Origin of the sequence: Pseudomonas savastanoi (genome assembly GCF_020917325.1) — a bacterium.
Taxonomy (GTDB): Bacteria; Pseudomonadota; Gammaproteobacteria; order Pseudomonadales; family Pseudomonadaceae; genus Aquipseudomonas; species Aquipseudomonas amygdali.
Map to the genome: position 1 here is coordinate 5,303,120 of NZ_CP076652.1, position 14,381 is coordinate 5,317,500.

10 protein-coding genes, 6 tRNA genes and 3 rRNA genes (1 of these 19 cut by a window edge) are annotated in these 14,381 nt (G+C 53.9%); all 19 read right to left on the reverse strand.

What is annotated here, in order from left to right; translation table 11 throughout:
* Positions 1–23: 23 nt before the first annotated feature.
* Positions 24–4,097 (reverse strand): DNA-directed RNA polymerase subunit beta, encoded by a 4,074-nt coding sequence (gene rpoB / locus KP808_RS22650; protein WP_058402690.1) that lies wholly within the window; start codon positions 4,095–4,097, stop codon positions 24–26.
* Between the two features lie 221 nt (positions 4,098–4,318).
* Positions 4,319–4,684, reverse strand: coding sequence for a 50S ribosomal protein L7/L12 (rplL, locus tag KP808_RS22655; protein WP_054071944.1), 366 nt, complete (start codon positions 4,682–4,684; stop codon positions 4,319–4,321).
* Between the two features lie 79 nt (positions 4,685–4,763).
* Complete coding sequence (rplJ, locus tag KP808_RS22660) at positions 4,764–5,264, reverse strand: 50S ribosomal protein L10 (RefSeq protein ID WP_003431816.1); 501 nt, start codon at positions 5,262–5,264, stop codon at positions 4,764–4,766.
* A 200-nt stretch (positions 5,265–5,464) separates the two neighbouring features.
* On the reverse strand, positions 5,465–6,160 hold the full coding sequence (gene rplA / locus KP808_RS22665; RefSeq protein WP_002555499.1) for a 50S ribosomal protein L1: 696 nt from the start codon (positions 6,158–6,160) through the stop codon (positions 5,465–5,467).
* Complete coding sequence (gene rplK / locus KP808_RS22670) at positions 6,160–6,591, reverse strand: 50S ribosomal protein L11 (protein WP_002555500.1); 432 nt, start codon at positions 6,589–6,591, stop codon at positions 6,160–6,162. Before rplK ends, rplA begins: the two co-directional genes overlap by 1 nt.
* Before the next feature lie 118 nt (positions 6,592–6,709).
* Positions 6,710–7,243, reverse strand: coding sequence for a transcription termination/antitermination protein NusG (gene nusG, locus KP808_RS22675; RefSeq protein WP_002555501.1), 534 nt, complete (start codon positions 7,241–7,243; stop codon positions 6,710–6,712).
* A 9-nt stretch (positions 7,244–7,252) separates the two neighbouring features.
* Positions 7,253–7,621: a preprotein translocase subunit SecE gene (secE, locus tag KP808_RS22680; protein WP_002555502.1), complete on the reverse strand. Its 369-nt coding sequence runs from the start codon at positions 7,619–7,621 to the stop codon at positions 7,253–7,255.
* A 46-nt stretch (positions 7,622–7,667) separates the two neighbouring features.
* A tRNA-Trp gene (locus tag KP808_RS22685) sits at positions 7,668–7,743 on the reverse strand.
* 165 nt (positions 7,744–7,908) lie between these two features.
* Positions 7,909–7,984 (reverse strand) — tRNA-Thr (locus KP808_RS22690).
* A gap of 26 nt (positions 7,985–8,010) precedes the next feature.
* A tRNA-Gly gene (locus KP808_RS22695) sits at positions 8,011–8,084 on the reverse strand.
* A 24-nt stretch (positions 8,085–8,108) separates the two neighbouring features.
* Positions 8,109–8,193 (reverse strand) — tRNA-Tyr (locus KP808_RS22700).
* A 142-nt stretch (positions 8,194–8,335) separates the two neighbouring features.
* Entirely contained in the window at positions 8,336–8,764 is a 429-nt protein-coding gene (locus KP808_RS22705) for a hypothetical protein (protein WP_058408616.1), read from the reverse strand.
* Positions 8,765–8,771: 7 nt separating this feature from the next.
* Entirely contained in the window at positions 8,772–9,521 is a 750-nt protein-coding gene (locus tag KP808_RS22710) for a pantothenate kinase (RefSeq protein WP_058402692.1), read from the reverse strand.
* Positions 9,511–10,470: a bifunctional biotin--[acetyl-CoA-carboxylase] ligase/biotin operon repressor BirA gene (gene birA, locus KP808_RS22715; RefSeq protein ID WP_230016940.1), complete on the reverse strand. Its 960-nt coding sequence runs from the start codon at positions 10,468–10,470 to the stop codon at positions 9,511–9,513. Before birA ends, KP808_RS22710 begins: the two co-directional genes overlap by 11 nt.
* 145 nt (positions 10,471–10,615) lie before the next feature.
* Positions 10,616–10,731: ribosomal RNA gene (gene rrf / locus KP808_RS22720) — 5S ribosomal RNA — on the reverse strand.
* A gap of 148 nt (positions 10,732–10,879) precedes the next feature.
* Positions 10,880–13,776 (reverse strand): 23S ribosomal RNA (locus tag KP808_RS22725).
* Between the two features lie 240 nt (positions 13,777–14,016).
* A tRNA-Ala gene (locus KP808_RS22730) sits at positions 14,017–14,092 on the reverse strand.
* A gap of 55 nt (positions 14,093–14,147) precedes the next feature.
* Positions 14,148–14,224 (reverse strand) — tRNA-Ile (locus KP808_RS22735).
* A gap of 83 nt (positions 14,225–14,307) precedes the next feature.
* Positions 14,308–14,381 (reverse strand): 16S ribosomal RNA (locus KP808_RS22740) (it continues 1,465 nt past the right edge of the window).
* Together the 16S, 23S and 5S rRNA genes with 2 tRNA genes alongside form the textbook arrangement of a ribosomal RNA operon.

Genomic DNA, 14,381 nt, shown 5'->3' on the forward strand with positions numbered 1-14,381 from the left:
CTGCCCCCGATTCGCGTCACGTGTTATTCGGTTTCCAGATCGATATCGATACCGAGCGAACGGATTTCTTTGATCAACACGTTGAAAGACTCGGGCATGCCCGGCTCCATACGGTGATCGCCGTCCACGATGTTTTTGTACATCTTGGTACGACCGTTCACATCGTCCGACTTCACTGTGAGCATTTCCTGCAGAGTGTACGCCGCGCCGTATGCTTCCAGCGCCCACACTTCCATCTCCCCGAAACGCTGACCACCGAACTGTGCCTTACCACCCAGCGGCTGCTGGGTAACCAGGCTGTACGAACCAGTGGAACGCGCGTGCATCTTGTCGTCCACCAAGTGGTTCAGCTTCAGCATGTACATGTAGCCAACCGTTACAGCACGTTCAAACTTGTTGCCGGTACGACCGTCGAACAGCTGCATCTGGCCGCTTTCCGGCATATCTGCCAGCTTGAGCATTGCCTTGATTTCGCTTTCCTTGGCACCGTCGAAAACCGGGGTAGCCATCGGTACGCCGTTACGCAGGTTCTTCGCGAGGTCCAGGATTTCGTTGTCGCTGAGGTCTTCCAGAGTTTCCTGACGACCGCCGATTTCGTTGTAGATCTCGTTAAGGAACTTGCGCAGCTCAGCAACTTTACGCTGCTCTTCAAGCATGCGGTTGATCTTCTCGCCCAGACCTTTGGCCGCGAGGCCCAGGTGGGTTTCGAGAATCTGACCAACGTTCATACGCGAAGGTACGCCCAGCGGGTTGAGGACGATATCCACCGGCGTGCCATTGGCATCGTGCGGCATGTCTTCAACCGGCATGATCACGGAGACCACACCCTTGTTACCGTGACGACCGGCCATCTTGTCGCCCGGCTGGATGCGACGACGGATTGCCAGGTAGACCTTGACGATTTTCAGAACGCCTGGAGCCAGGTCATCGCCTTGCTGCAGTTTGCGTTTCTTGTCTTCGAACTTGTCATCCAGAAGACGGCGACGATCAACGATGTAGGCCTGAGCTTTCTCAAGCTGCTCATTCAGAGCGTCTTCAGCCATGCGCAGTTTGAACCACTGACCATGCTCAAGACCATCAAGCACTTCGTTGGTGATTTCCTGACCTTTCTTGAGGCCAGCACCGCCTTCGGCTACACGACCCACCAGCGCAGAGCGCAGACGTTCGAAAGTAGCGCCTTCGACAATACGGAACTCTTCGTTCAGATCCTTGCGGATCTCGTCGAGTTGCGACTTCTCGATGGACAGGGCACGCGCATCACGCTCGACACCATCACGGGTGAAGACCTGAACGTCAATGACAGTACCTTTGGTACCGGTTGGTACACGCAGGGAGGTGTCTTTAACGTCGCTGGCTTTCTCACCGAAGATCGCGCGCAACAGTTTTTCTTCCGGAGTCAGCTGGGTCTCGCCTTTCGGAGTGACCTTACCGACCAGGATGTCGCCGGCGCCGACTTCGGCACCTACATAAACGATACCCGCTTCGTCCAGCTTGTTCAGAGCAGCCTCACCCACGTTAGGGATGTCAGCTGTGATTTCCTCTGGCCCAAGCTTGGTGTCACGTGCCACACAGGTCAGTTCCTGAATGTGGATCGTGGTGAAGCGGTCTTCCTGAACAACACGCTCAGAAAGACAGATGGAGTCTTCGAAGTTGAAACCGTTCCAGGCCATGAACGCGATGCGCATGTTCTGACCCAGCGCCAGTTCACCCATATCGGTGGACGGGCCGTCGGCCATGATGTCGCTACGCTGAACACGGTCACCCTTGCTGACCAGCGGACGCTGGTTGATGCAGGTGTTCTGGTTGGAGCGGGTGTATTTGGTCAGGTTGTAGATGTCTACACCTGCCTCACCTGTTTCTACTTCGTCATCGGCAACGCGAACAACGATACGGCTGGCGTCAACCGAGTCGATCACACCACCACGACGAGCCACGACGCAAACGCCGGAGTCACGGGCAACGTTGCGCTCCATGCCGGTACCTACCAGCGGCTTGTCGGCACGCAGGGTCGGTACAGCCTGACGCTGCATGTTGGAACCCATCAATGCGCGGTTGGCGTCATCGTGCTCGAGGAACGGAATCAGCGACGCGGCTACCGACACAACCTGCTTGGGCGAAACGTCCATCAGGGTGACATCGGCAGGTGCCTTGACGGTGAATTCGTTCAAGTGACGCACAGCAACCAGCTCGTCGATCAGCTCTTGCTTGTCGTTCATTGCAGCCGAAGCCTGAGCAATGACGTGGTCCGCTTCTTCGATCGCAGAAAGGAAAACGATTTCTTCGGTTACCAGACCTTCCTTGACCACACGGTACGGGCTCTCAAGGAAGCCGTACTGGTTGGTGCGGGCATAGGCCGCCAGGGAGTTGATCAGACCGATGTTCGGACCTTCAGGCGTCTCGATCGGGCAAACACGGCCGTAGTGAGTCGGGTGAACGTCTCGAACTTCAAAGCCAGCACGCTCACGAGTCAGACCGCCAGGGCCGAGTGCAGAAACACGGCGCTTGTGAGTGATCTCGGACAGCGGGTTGTTCTGGTCCATGAACTGGGAAAGCTGGCTGGAACCGAAGAATTCCTTGACCGCCGCCGCAACAGGCTTGGCGTTGATCAGGTCCTGAGGCATCAGGCCTTCGCTTTCTGCCATGGACAGGCGCTCTTTGACAGCGCGCTCGACACGGACCAGACCTACACGGAACTGGTTCTCGGCCATCTCACCAACGCAACGAACGCGACGGTTACCGAGGTGGTCGATGTCATCGACAATGCCTTTGCCGTTACGGATGTCAACGAGGGTCTTGAGGACCGCTACGATGTCTTCCTTGCACAGCACGCCCGAGCCTTCGATTTCAGTACGACCGATACGACGGTTGAACTTCATCCGACCTACAGCAGACAGGTCGTAACGCTCAGGACTGAAGAACAGGTTGTTGAACAGTGTTTCAGCGGCATCCTTGGTTGGCGGCTCGCCAGGACGCATCATGCGATAGATCTCGACCAGCGCTTCCAGTTGGTTGCTGGTGGAGTCGATCTTCAGCGTGTCAGAGACGAACGGACCGCAGTCGATGTCGTTGGTGTACAACGTTTCGATGCGAACGACCTGAGCCTTGGCGATCTTGGCCAGGATTTCAGTGTTCAGCTCGGTGTTGCACTCGGCAATGATCTCACCGGTTGCCGGATGCACGATGACCTTGGCAGTAGTACGACCCAGGACGTAGTCCAGAGGTACTTCCAGCTCTTTGATCCCGGCTTTTTCCAGCTGGTTGATGTGACGAGCGGTAATACGGCGACCCTGCTCGACAATGACCTTGCCCTTGTCGTCCAGAATATCCAGAACGGCAATTTCACCACGCAGGCGCTGAGGCACCAGTTCCAGGCTCAGGTTTTCGCCGCGCACATGGAATACGTTGGTGGTGTAGAAAGCATCGAGCACTTGCTCGGTGGTATAACCCAGAGCGCGCAGAAGTACGGACGCAGGCAGCTTGCGACGACGGTCGATACGGACGAATACGCAGTCTTTCGGATCGAACTCGAAGTCCAGCCACGAACCGCGGTAAGGAATGATACGAGCGGAGTAAAGCAGCTTACCGGAGCTGTGCGTCTTGCCACGGTCGTGGTCGAAGAATACGCCAGGCGAGCGGTGAAGCTGAGACACGATAACGCGCTCGGTGCCATTGATTACAAAGGTACCGTTTTCAGTCATCAGGGGGATTTCACCCATGTAGACTTCTTGCTCTTTGATGTCCTTGATCGCTTTGTTCGACGATTCTTTGTCGAAAATGATCAGACGGACCTTGACCCGCAGAGGTACTGCGTAAGTCACACCGCGCAGCACGCATTCCTTGACATCAAATGCCGGTTCGCCCAAGCGATAACCTACATACTCCAGCGCAGCATTGCCGGAGTAGCTGATGATCGGGAAAACGGATTTGAAGGCTGCATGCAGACCGACGTCGCGGAACTGATCTTTGGTCGCTCCCGCCTGCAGGAATTCGCGATACGAATCCAGCTGGATGGCCAAGAGATACGGCACATCCATTACGTCCGGCAACTTGCTAAAGTCCTTGCGGATACGTTTTTTCTCAGTATATGAGTAAGCCATCAGCGTTCCCCAGCTTGGTCACCTGCTTGTTTGGCTCCCTCCCGACGGAAGCAGCCAGAAAATCTTGCAAACCCCTTGGTTTGCGCCACCGCCATCGGTGGATACCGCACATTACAGACGTTGACAGCGCCAATCGTCTATAACGGAAAAAGGCCGGTGGCAAAAGCCACCAGCCATCAGCCTTTCGCTAATCGCGTGGGCTGGACACTCAAAGTCGATGCTTATTTCAGCTCGACTTTAGCGCCTGCTTCTTCCAGAGTAGCTTTGGCTTTGTCAGCTGCGTCTTTGGCAACAGCTTCCAGAACCATTGCTGGCGCGCCGTCAACGACTGCCTTGGCTTCTTTCAGGCCCAGACCGGTCAGTTCACGTACTGCCTTGATGACGTTAACTTTCTTCTCGCCAGCTTCCAGCAGCATGACGTTGAATTCAGTTTGCTCTTCAGCAACAGCGACAGCAACAGCTGGACCAGCCGAACCGGCAGCAGCGGTAACGCCGAACTTCTCTTCGAACGCCTTGATCAGCTCTACAACCTGCAGAACGGACATTTCAGCTACGGCGTTAAGGATATCGTCTTGAGAGATGGACATGACTCAATTTCCTGAATTGGGGGACGGCCTACGCGACCATCAAAATAAACAAAAATACGCGAAAAGATCTGACTCAGCCTTAGGCTGCAGCTGCTTCTTTTTGGTCGCGAACAGCCGCCAGAGTACGAGCCAACTTGCTGGTAGCGCCTTGAATCACGCTCATCAGCTGAGAAATTGCTTCGTCACGGGTCGGCAGGCTTGCCAGTACATCGATCTGATTAGCTGCGAGGAACTTGCCCTCGAACGCAGCTGCCTTGATCTCGAACTTGTCCTGACCTTTGGCGAATTCCTTGAACAGACGGGCAGCAGCGCCAGGATGTTCGTTGGAGAACGCAATCAAGGTCGGGCCAGTGAACACGTCGTTGAGGACACTGAATTCAGTGTCAGCAACAGCGCGCTTGAGCAGGGTGTTACGTACAACACGTACGTAAACGCCAGCTTCACGAGCCTCTTTACGGAGTCCGGTCATAGCGCCGACCGTCACACCGCGGGCATCAGCCACGACAGCGGACAGACCAGCTTTGGCAGCCTCGTTGACTTCAGCGACGATGGCCTTCTTGTCTTCGAGTTTAATTGCCACGGGTTTAACTCCTGCTTGTTACCGTTTCATCCGACCGGAGTCAGATGTCGTTTTGGTGTCTGATTCGGTAAGGAACCGGGAGCACCATCTGCGTAGGCTTGAGGTTTAAGACTTGCGTCGCCTACGGTCTTGGATAGCCCCCGCCAGGCAGGGACCCCAATCTTTCAAACGGTACGGCGTAAAACCGCACAGTTTCTGTCTTACGCTTCCAACGAACCCTGGTCGATGACCAGGCCTGGGCCCATAGTGGTGCTCAGGGTGATGCGCTTGACGTAAATACCTTTCGAAGAAGCAGGCTTGATACGCTTAAGATCAGCGATCAGGGCTTCAACGTTTTCCTTCAGCTTGACGGCGTCGAAACCGACCTTGCCAACGGAAGTGTGGATGATGCCGTTTTTGTCGGTGCGATAACGAACCTGACCAGCCTTGGCGTTCTTGACGGCGTTAGCCACGTCAGGAGTAACGGTGCCGACTTTCGGGTTAGGCATCAGACCACGAGGACCGAGCACCTGACCCAGCTGACCCACAACGCGCATTGCGTCCGGGGAAGCGATAACGACGTCATAGTTCAGATCGCCCGCTTTCATTTCAGCAGCCAGATCATCCATACCAACGCGATCAGCACCGGCAGCCAGAGCAGCTTCAGCAGCAGGACCCTGAGTGAACACTGCAACGCGTACAGTTTTACCAGTGCCGTGCGGCAGTACGGTAGCGCTACGAACAACCTGGTCGGACTTACGAGGATCAACACCCAGGTTAACAGCAACGTCTACGGACTCGCTGAACTTGACGGTCGACAGCTCGGTCAGCAGGGCTGCGGCGTCTACGAAATTGTAAGACTTACCAGCTTCGATCTTGCTGGCGATTGCCTTTTGACGCTTGGTCAGCTTAGCCATTACACACCCTCCACGTTAAGGCCCATGCTACGAGCGGAACCGGCGATGGTACGCACGGCCGCTTCCATGTCAGCTGCAGTCAGATCCGCATTTTTTGCTTTAGCGATATCTTCCAGCTGAGCACGAGTCACGGTGCCAACTTTAACGGTGTTCGGGCGAGCCGAGCCGCTGGTCAAGCCTGCAGCTTTCTTCAGCAGAACCGATGCAGGAGTACTTTTTGTTTCGAAAGTGAAGCTACGGTCGCTGTATACAGTGATGATCACTGGAGTCGGCAAGCCTGGCTCAATACCCTGAGTACGGGCGTTGAACGCTTTGCAGAATTCCATGATGTTCACACCGTGCTGACCCAGAGCAGGACCAACTGGCGGGCTTGGGTTAGCCTGAGCGGCTTTCACTTGCAGCTTGATGTATGCGGTTATCTTCTTGGCCATGAGGCACTCCAATTACGGGTTCAAGCGCCAATAAAGGCTCCCCGGTTACTTACGCGTATATCCCAGTGACGAAAAAACCCCACAGCCTTGGGCTGCGGGGTATGGGATTCCAGCTCAGTTATGCCTTTTCGACCTGACTGAACTCCAGCTCTACCGGGGTAGAGCGTCCGAAAATGAGCACCGCCACTTGAATCCGGCTCTTTTCGTAGTTAACTTCTTCAACCGTGCCGTTGAAATCAGCGAACGGACCGTCGGTGACACGAACAACCTCACCCGGCTCGAACAGAGTTTTCGGCTTCGGCTTGTCGCTACCGTCAGCAACACGACGCAGAATCGCTTCTGCTTCTTTGTCAGTGATCGGAGCAGGCTTATCTGCGGTACCGCCGATGAAGCCCATGACACGCGGGGTGTCCTTGACCAAGTGCCAAGTACCCTCATTCATGTCCATCTGGACAAGCACGTAACCTGGGAAGAACTTGCGTTCGCTTTTGCGCTTCTGGCCATTACGCATTTCAACCACTTCTTCAGTGGGAACCAGGATTTCGCCGAAGCCATCTTCCATGCCTGCCAGCTTCACACGCTCGATCAACGAGCGCATGACATGCTTCTCGTAACCCGAGTAAGCATGCACTACGTACCAACGCTTAGCCACGGGACACCCTTAGCCAACTATCAAGGAAACAAGCCAGCCGAGCAGGGAATCAAGCCCCCACAACAGCAACGCCATAACCAGCACAACTGCCACAACGATCAACGTGGTTTGAGTGGTTTCTTGGCGAGTAGGCCATACGACTTTACGAATCTCAGCGCGAGCTTCTTTCGCCAAAACGAAGAAGGCTTTACCCTTACCGGTCTGCAACGCTACAAATGCAGCGGCAGCAGCAATCACAAGGAGAGCAAGAACGCGGTACAGGATCGGCTCAGCAGAATAATACTGATTACCGACAACACCCACGACAACCAAAACGACTACCAGGAGCCACTTCAGCATATCAAAGCGAGAGTCTGATGCTTCAGCCTTGGGATTCATCTACGGAGATCCTGTGAAAAGAAAGCCAGATTACATCTAGGGAATCTGGCAGGTCAGGAGGGAATCGAACCCCCAACCTACGGTTTTGGAGACCGTCGCTCTGCCAATTGAGCTACTGACCTAAAAGCAAAATCAGGCCGACCATTATGCGGACCTGACGAGAGTTTTTCAACACCTTATTCAGCGTGCGCCTTACAGGCAACGCACACCGAACAAGCCTCAAGCGGATCACGCACAACGCAACCACCTAAAACAAAGGCAGATATTTTCATATCTGCCTTTAGCAATGGAGCTCTTGAGCGGATTTGAACCGCTGACCTCACCCTTACCAAGGGTGTGCTCTACCAACTGAGCTACAAGAGCAAAACACAATGCATGAACCACAAACCTGGAGCGGGTAGCGGGAATCGAACCCGCATCATCAGCTTGGAAGGCTGAGGTTCTACCACTAAACTATACCCGCGCAATTTGCAGATCGCGCTAAATCTGGTGGAGGGGGAAGGATTCGAACCTTCGAAGTCGTAGACGTCAGATTTACAGTCTGATCCCTTTGGCCGCTCGGGAACCCCTCCTAAGCGAGGCAGCATTCTCAACTCATGCTGCCCTTCTGTCAACCTTTTTCTCAGTAAAAACCTGAGGTTACATGCGTTGACTACTACCACCTCGTTCGCGAGACTTTCACCTCGCTGCGAAGCGGGCGCCATTCTATGTAAACTACTCAGCAGTTGCAATGCCCTCGCACGACATTATTTGATTTTTTAATTGCGGGAAATCCTGACTCAATTGATTGATCACCCCCGCCTCCACAAGACGTCGACTTTCCGGGGCAATTCTTAACCAGTAGGCCGTCGCCCCGCTCGTTTGCAGTGACTGAAATTGAGACTGGATATCCAGACTGTTCAAGCGCTGCTCCACCAGCCGAGCATCCTCTTGCCTGGCAAAGCCACCGACATACAGACACCTCGTGTCAGCATCACGCGACGCGCGCCCCGCATCCGACTCGCTAAGCAGACGAATATCCTGCTGGGAAGCGCGATGCAACGACAGTGGCATGACCTCTTTGGCCCTGAGCGGAGCCTCCTGCTGATGCCAGAGGTAATAAAAGGCATTAAGCATCAACAGCAGAAGAAATAACCAACGCATAGAGACCTCAACGCAAAGGGCAAGCCAGAGCCAGACCCACGAAGACCAGATCAGGAACAATACGAGCCCCCGGCAGTACATCCGCAACCAGTGCAGCATCCCCACCAGTCACAAAAATAGCAAAATCATTGCCCCAGTACCCCTGCGCTATCTCCATCTGAGTCAATGCAAAACCGCGAAGCATCAACGAGCAGCCGCGCTCTACAGCCTCTGCAGTCGCACGCCCAGGAACAAGACGGGCCAGGGCTTTTTCAGCCTCTGTGTCGTCATATCTGATGCGACGGGTATGGGTACGCAACTGATTGCGCATCAAGGGCATTCCAGGACAGATGAAGCCACCGAGATGGGCGCCACCGGCGTCGACAAAGTCAGACGTCACAGCGGTTCCCAGATCGATCACCAGGCACGCACTCCTGGCGAGATGGTAAGCACCTACAAAAGCCAGCCAGCGGTCCAGCCCCAGACGCGCAAAGTCGTCATAGCCATTAATCACGCCAGCAAGCTCTTGAGCAGGTTCCGCGCAGACAGGCGCAACGGAAAAGGTGTCAGCCAGCAAAGAGACAAGCCTCGCCGTTTCTTCGGCGCTACGCACACTCACCAGACGGCAGTCAGTGAATGATGTGTCAGGCAGATTGCTCAAGTGCGTCAGCAAGGCAGCATCGGAGTCCACAACCCCGCCGCTAATCACTGTTGCATCACCTTTCGCTGTTATCCGCCACTTGATGAAGCTGTTGCCACAGTCGAGCTCAAGAATCATCTCGCAACCTCAGGCTGAGCTCGCCACCACTAAAGCTCTTTTCTACCCCATTCACTTCCAAACGCAACGCTCCAAGCGAATCGACTCCCAAGACCACCCCTTCAACTGCCTCAGCTCCTGAAAGCAATCTGACGGTAGCTCCCTGCCACAAATGCCCGCGCTCCCACTCGTCCTGAAAAGCCACGAAGCCTTCCTTGCGATGAACTGCCAGAAGAGACTCAAGCTGGCTGCTTATAAGGGCTGCAATCCGATTTCGATCAGCAAGGCTGCCGGTTTCGAGTCGAATCGACGTCCATAGCTGATCCACTTCGCTCGATGACCGCATGTTCACGTTCACCCCTATTCCGATGATCACATGACAAACATCTGCCGGATCACCAACAAGCTCAAGCAAAATGCCGGCAATCTTCTGCCTCCCTACCAGCACATCATTAGGCCATTTCAGGCCAGCTCCTTGAACCCCAATATCACGCAGTACTTTCATCACAGCCAATCCGACCAACAGGCTGAGACCTTCCAGCTGACGCATTCCACCATCAATGCGCAGGACCAGACTGTAATAAAGGTTCTCGGCAAATGGACTTACCCACTTTCGACCACGCCTGCCCCTTCCCGAGGTTTGCTGCTCGGCCACTACCAGCAAAGGCATGGGAGCCCCTTGAGCAATCAGGCGCGTGGCCTCTGCATTGGTTGAGTCGATAGTGTCGTAGGTGCGTACAGACCAGTTGGCAGGGAATCCACACTGGGCTATGCCAGCGGGGCTTAAAAGCGAAATAGGCGTTGCCAGTCGATAACCCCGTCCGCGCACTTTGTGCACCTCTATGCCGAGGTCAGCTTCAAGTTGCTGAAGCTGCTTCCAGACCGCACTGCGGCTTATGCCGAGGGCACTGCCTAATACCTGTCCAGAATGAAATGCACCATCGGCAAGAAGCGTTAACAAGGTCAGCATTTGGAGTCGCCTGGCAATGAGGCACGCATAATAGCCACGCAGGAGCATGCTGCATAGAAACGAAAATGTATTTTCATGGTGGCTTTTGTGCAGCAGAAAAACAAAAACCCTCAACGCGTAAGCGATGAGGGTTTCTGGAATTTAATCTTGACGATGACCTACTCTCACATGGGGAAACCCCACACTACCATCGGCGATACATCGTTTCACTACTGAGTTCGGGATGGGATCAGGTGGTTCCAATGTTCTATGGTCGTCAAGAAATTCGGGTACCGAATCGTGCCGTGCGGCGCGCTTCAGCAAATCGGGTATGTGATAGCTCGGTGCGGTTGTGACGCAAACTTTCGGTTCGTGTCGTCTTCACAGTCACCGCAATCTGGTCGTTCGACTCAAATTGCTTGGGTGTTATATGGTCAAGCCTCACGGGCAATTAGTATTGGTTAGCTCAACGCCTCACAGCGCTTACACACCCAACCTATCAACGTCGTAGTCTTCGACGGCCCTTTAGGGAACTCAAGGTTCCAGTGAGATCTCATCTTGAGGCAAGTTTCCCGCTTAGATGCTTTCAGCGGTTATCTTTTCCGAACATAGCTACCCGGCAATGCCACTGGCGTGACAACCGGAACACCAGAGGTTCGTCCACTCCGGTCCTCTCGTACTAGGAGCAGCCCCTCTCAAATCTCAAACGTCCACGGCAGATAGGGACCGAACTGTCTCACGACGTTCTAAACCCAGCTCGCGTACCACTTTAAATGGCGAACAGCCATACCCTTGGGACCGGCTTCAGCCCCAGGATGTGATGAGCCGACATCGAGGTGCCAAACACCGCCGTCGATATGAACTCTTGGGCGGTATCAGCCTGTTATCCCCGGAGTACCTTTTATCCGTTGAGCGATGGCCCTTCCATACAGAACCACCGGATCACTAAGACCTACTTTCGTACCTGCTCGACGTGTCTGTCTCGCAGTCAAGCGCGCTTTTGCCTTTATACTCTACGACCGATTTCCGACCGGTCTGAGCGCACCTTCGTACTCCTCCGTTACTCTTTAGGAGGAGACCGCCCCAGTCAAACTACCCACCATACACTGTCCTCGATCCGGATAACGGACCTGAGTTAGAACCTCAAAGTTGCCAGGGTGGTATTTCAAGGTTGGCTCCACGCAGACTGGCGTCCACGCTTCAAAGCCTCCCACCTATCCTACACAAGCAAATTCAAAGTCCAGTGCAAAGCTATAGTAAAGGTTCACGGGGTCTTTCCGTCTAGCCGCGGATACACTGCATCTTCACAGCGATTTCAATTTCACTGAGTCTCGGGTGGAGACAGCGCCGCCATCGTTACGCCATTCGTGCAGGTCGGAACTTACCCGACAAGGAATTTCGCTACCTTAGGACCGTTATAGTTACGGCCGCCGTTTACCGGGGCTTCGATCAAGAGCTTCGCTTGCGCTAACCCCATCAATTAACCTTCCGGCACCGGGCAGGCGTCACACCCTATACGTCCACTTTCGTGTTTGCAGAGTGCTGTGTTTTTAATAAACAGTCGCAGCGGCCTGGTATCTTCGACCGGCGTGGGCTTACGCAGTAAATGCTTCACCCTCACCGGCGCACCTTCTCCCGAAGTTACGGTGCCATTTTGCCTAGTTCCTTCACCCGAGTTCTCTCAAGCGCCTTGGTATTCTCTACCCAACCACCTGTGTCGGTTTGGGGTACGGTTCCTGGTTACCTGAAGCTTAGAAGCTTTTCTTGGAAGCATGGCATCAACCACTTCGTGTTCTAAAGAACACTCGTCATCAGCTCTCGGCCTTGAGATCCCGGATTTACCTAAGATCTCAGCCTACCACCTTAAACCTGGACAACCAACGCCAGGCTGGCCTAGCCTTCTCCGTCCCTCCATCGCAATAACCAGAAGTACAGGAATATTAACCTGTTTTCCATCGACTACGCTTTTCAGCCTCGCCTTAGGGACCGACTAACCCTGCGTCGATTAACGTTGCGCAGGAAACCTTGGTCTTTCGGCGTGGGTGTTTTTCACACCCATTGTCGTTACTCATGTCAGCATTCGCACTTCTGATACCTCCAGCAAGCTTCTCAACTCACCTTCACAGGCTTACAGAACGCTCCTCTACCGCATCATCAAAAGATGATACCCGTAGCTTCGGTGCATGGTTTGAGCCCCGTTACATCTTCCGCGCAGGCCGACTCGACTAGTGAGCTATTACGCTTTCTTTAAAGGGTGGCTGCTTCTAAGCCAACCTCCTAGCTGTCTAAGCCTTCCCACATCGTTTCCCACTTAACCATGACTTTGGGACCTTAGCTGACGGTCTGGGTTGTTTCCCTTTTCACGACGGACGTTAGCACCCGCCGTGTGTCTCCCATGCTCGGCACTTGTAGGTATTCGGAGTTTGCATCGGTTTGGTAAGTCGGGATGACCCCCTAGCCGAAACAGTGCTCTACCCCCTACAGTGATACATGAGGCGCTACCTAAATAGCTTTCGAGGAGAACCAGCTATCTCCGAGCTTGATTAGCCTTTCACTCCGATCCACAGGTCATCCGCTAACTTTTCAACGGTAGTCGGTTCGGTCCTCCAGTTAGTGTTACCCAACCTTCAACCTGCCCATGGATAGATCGCCCGGTTTCGGGTCTATTCCCAGCGACTAGACGCCCTATTAAGACTCGCTTTCGCTACGCCTCCCCTATTCGGTTAAGCTCGCCACTGAAAATAAGTCGCTGACCCATTATACAAAAGGTACGCAGTCACCCAACAAAGTGGGCTCCCACTGCTTGTACGCATACGGTTTCAGGATCTATTTCACTCCGCTCTCCGCGGTTCTTTTCGCCTTTCCCTCACGGTACTGGTTCACTATCGGTCAGTCAGTCAGTAGTATTTAGCCTTGGAGGATGGTCCCCCCATATTCAGACAAGGTTTCTCGTGCCCCGTCCTACTCGATTTCATTGCAAAGGGATTTTCGCGTACAGGGCTATCACCCACTATGGCCGTCCTTTCCAGAACGTTCCGCTAATCTCAATACAACTTAAGGGCTGGTCCCCGTTCGCTCGCCACTACTAAGGGAATCTCGGTTGATTTCTTTTCCTCAGGGTACTTAGATGTTTCAGTTCCCCTGGTTCGCCTCTTGCACCTATGTATTCAGTACAAGATAACCATCTTATGATGGCTGGGTTCCCCCATTCAGACATCTCCGGATCACAGTCTGTTTGCCGACTCCCCGAAGCTTTTCGCAGGCTACCACGTCTTTCATCGCCTCTGACTGCCAAGGCATCCACCGTATGCGCTTCTTCACTTGACCATATAACCCCAAGCAATCTGGTTATACTGTGAAGACGACATTCGCCGAAAGTTTGCATTTCACAAACTTTACCTTAGCCCGGACACACACCAGTGAAAGAGGTGCCCGGTCTATTTCTTTCTATCACATACCCAAATTTTTAAAGAACGATCTAATCAAAGACTAGAAATCAACATTCATGCATTGATCATCAGGATCAATGGAATGCTCATTTCTAAGCTTTCAAACAGAAGCAGTAAGTGGTGGAGCCAAGCGGGATCGAACCGCTGACCTCCTGCGTGCAAGGCAGGCGCTCTCCCAGCTGAGCTATGGCCCCGTATTTCTACATACCGTGGAGGCGTCTACTCTGACCAGCTATCTCACCAGTAAACTGGTGGGTCTGGGCAGATTCGAACTGCCGACCTCACCCTTATCAGGGGTGCGCTCTAACCAACTGAGCTACAGACCCGAACTCGGGCGCTGCTTCTAATCGTCTTCTTCAATGAATCAAGCAATTCGTGTGGGTGCTTATGGTGCAGCTGAGTCGTCGATTAAGGAGGTGATCCAGCCGCAGGTTCCCCTACGGCTACCTTGTTACGACTTCACCCCAGTCATGAATCACACCG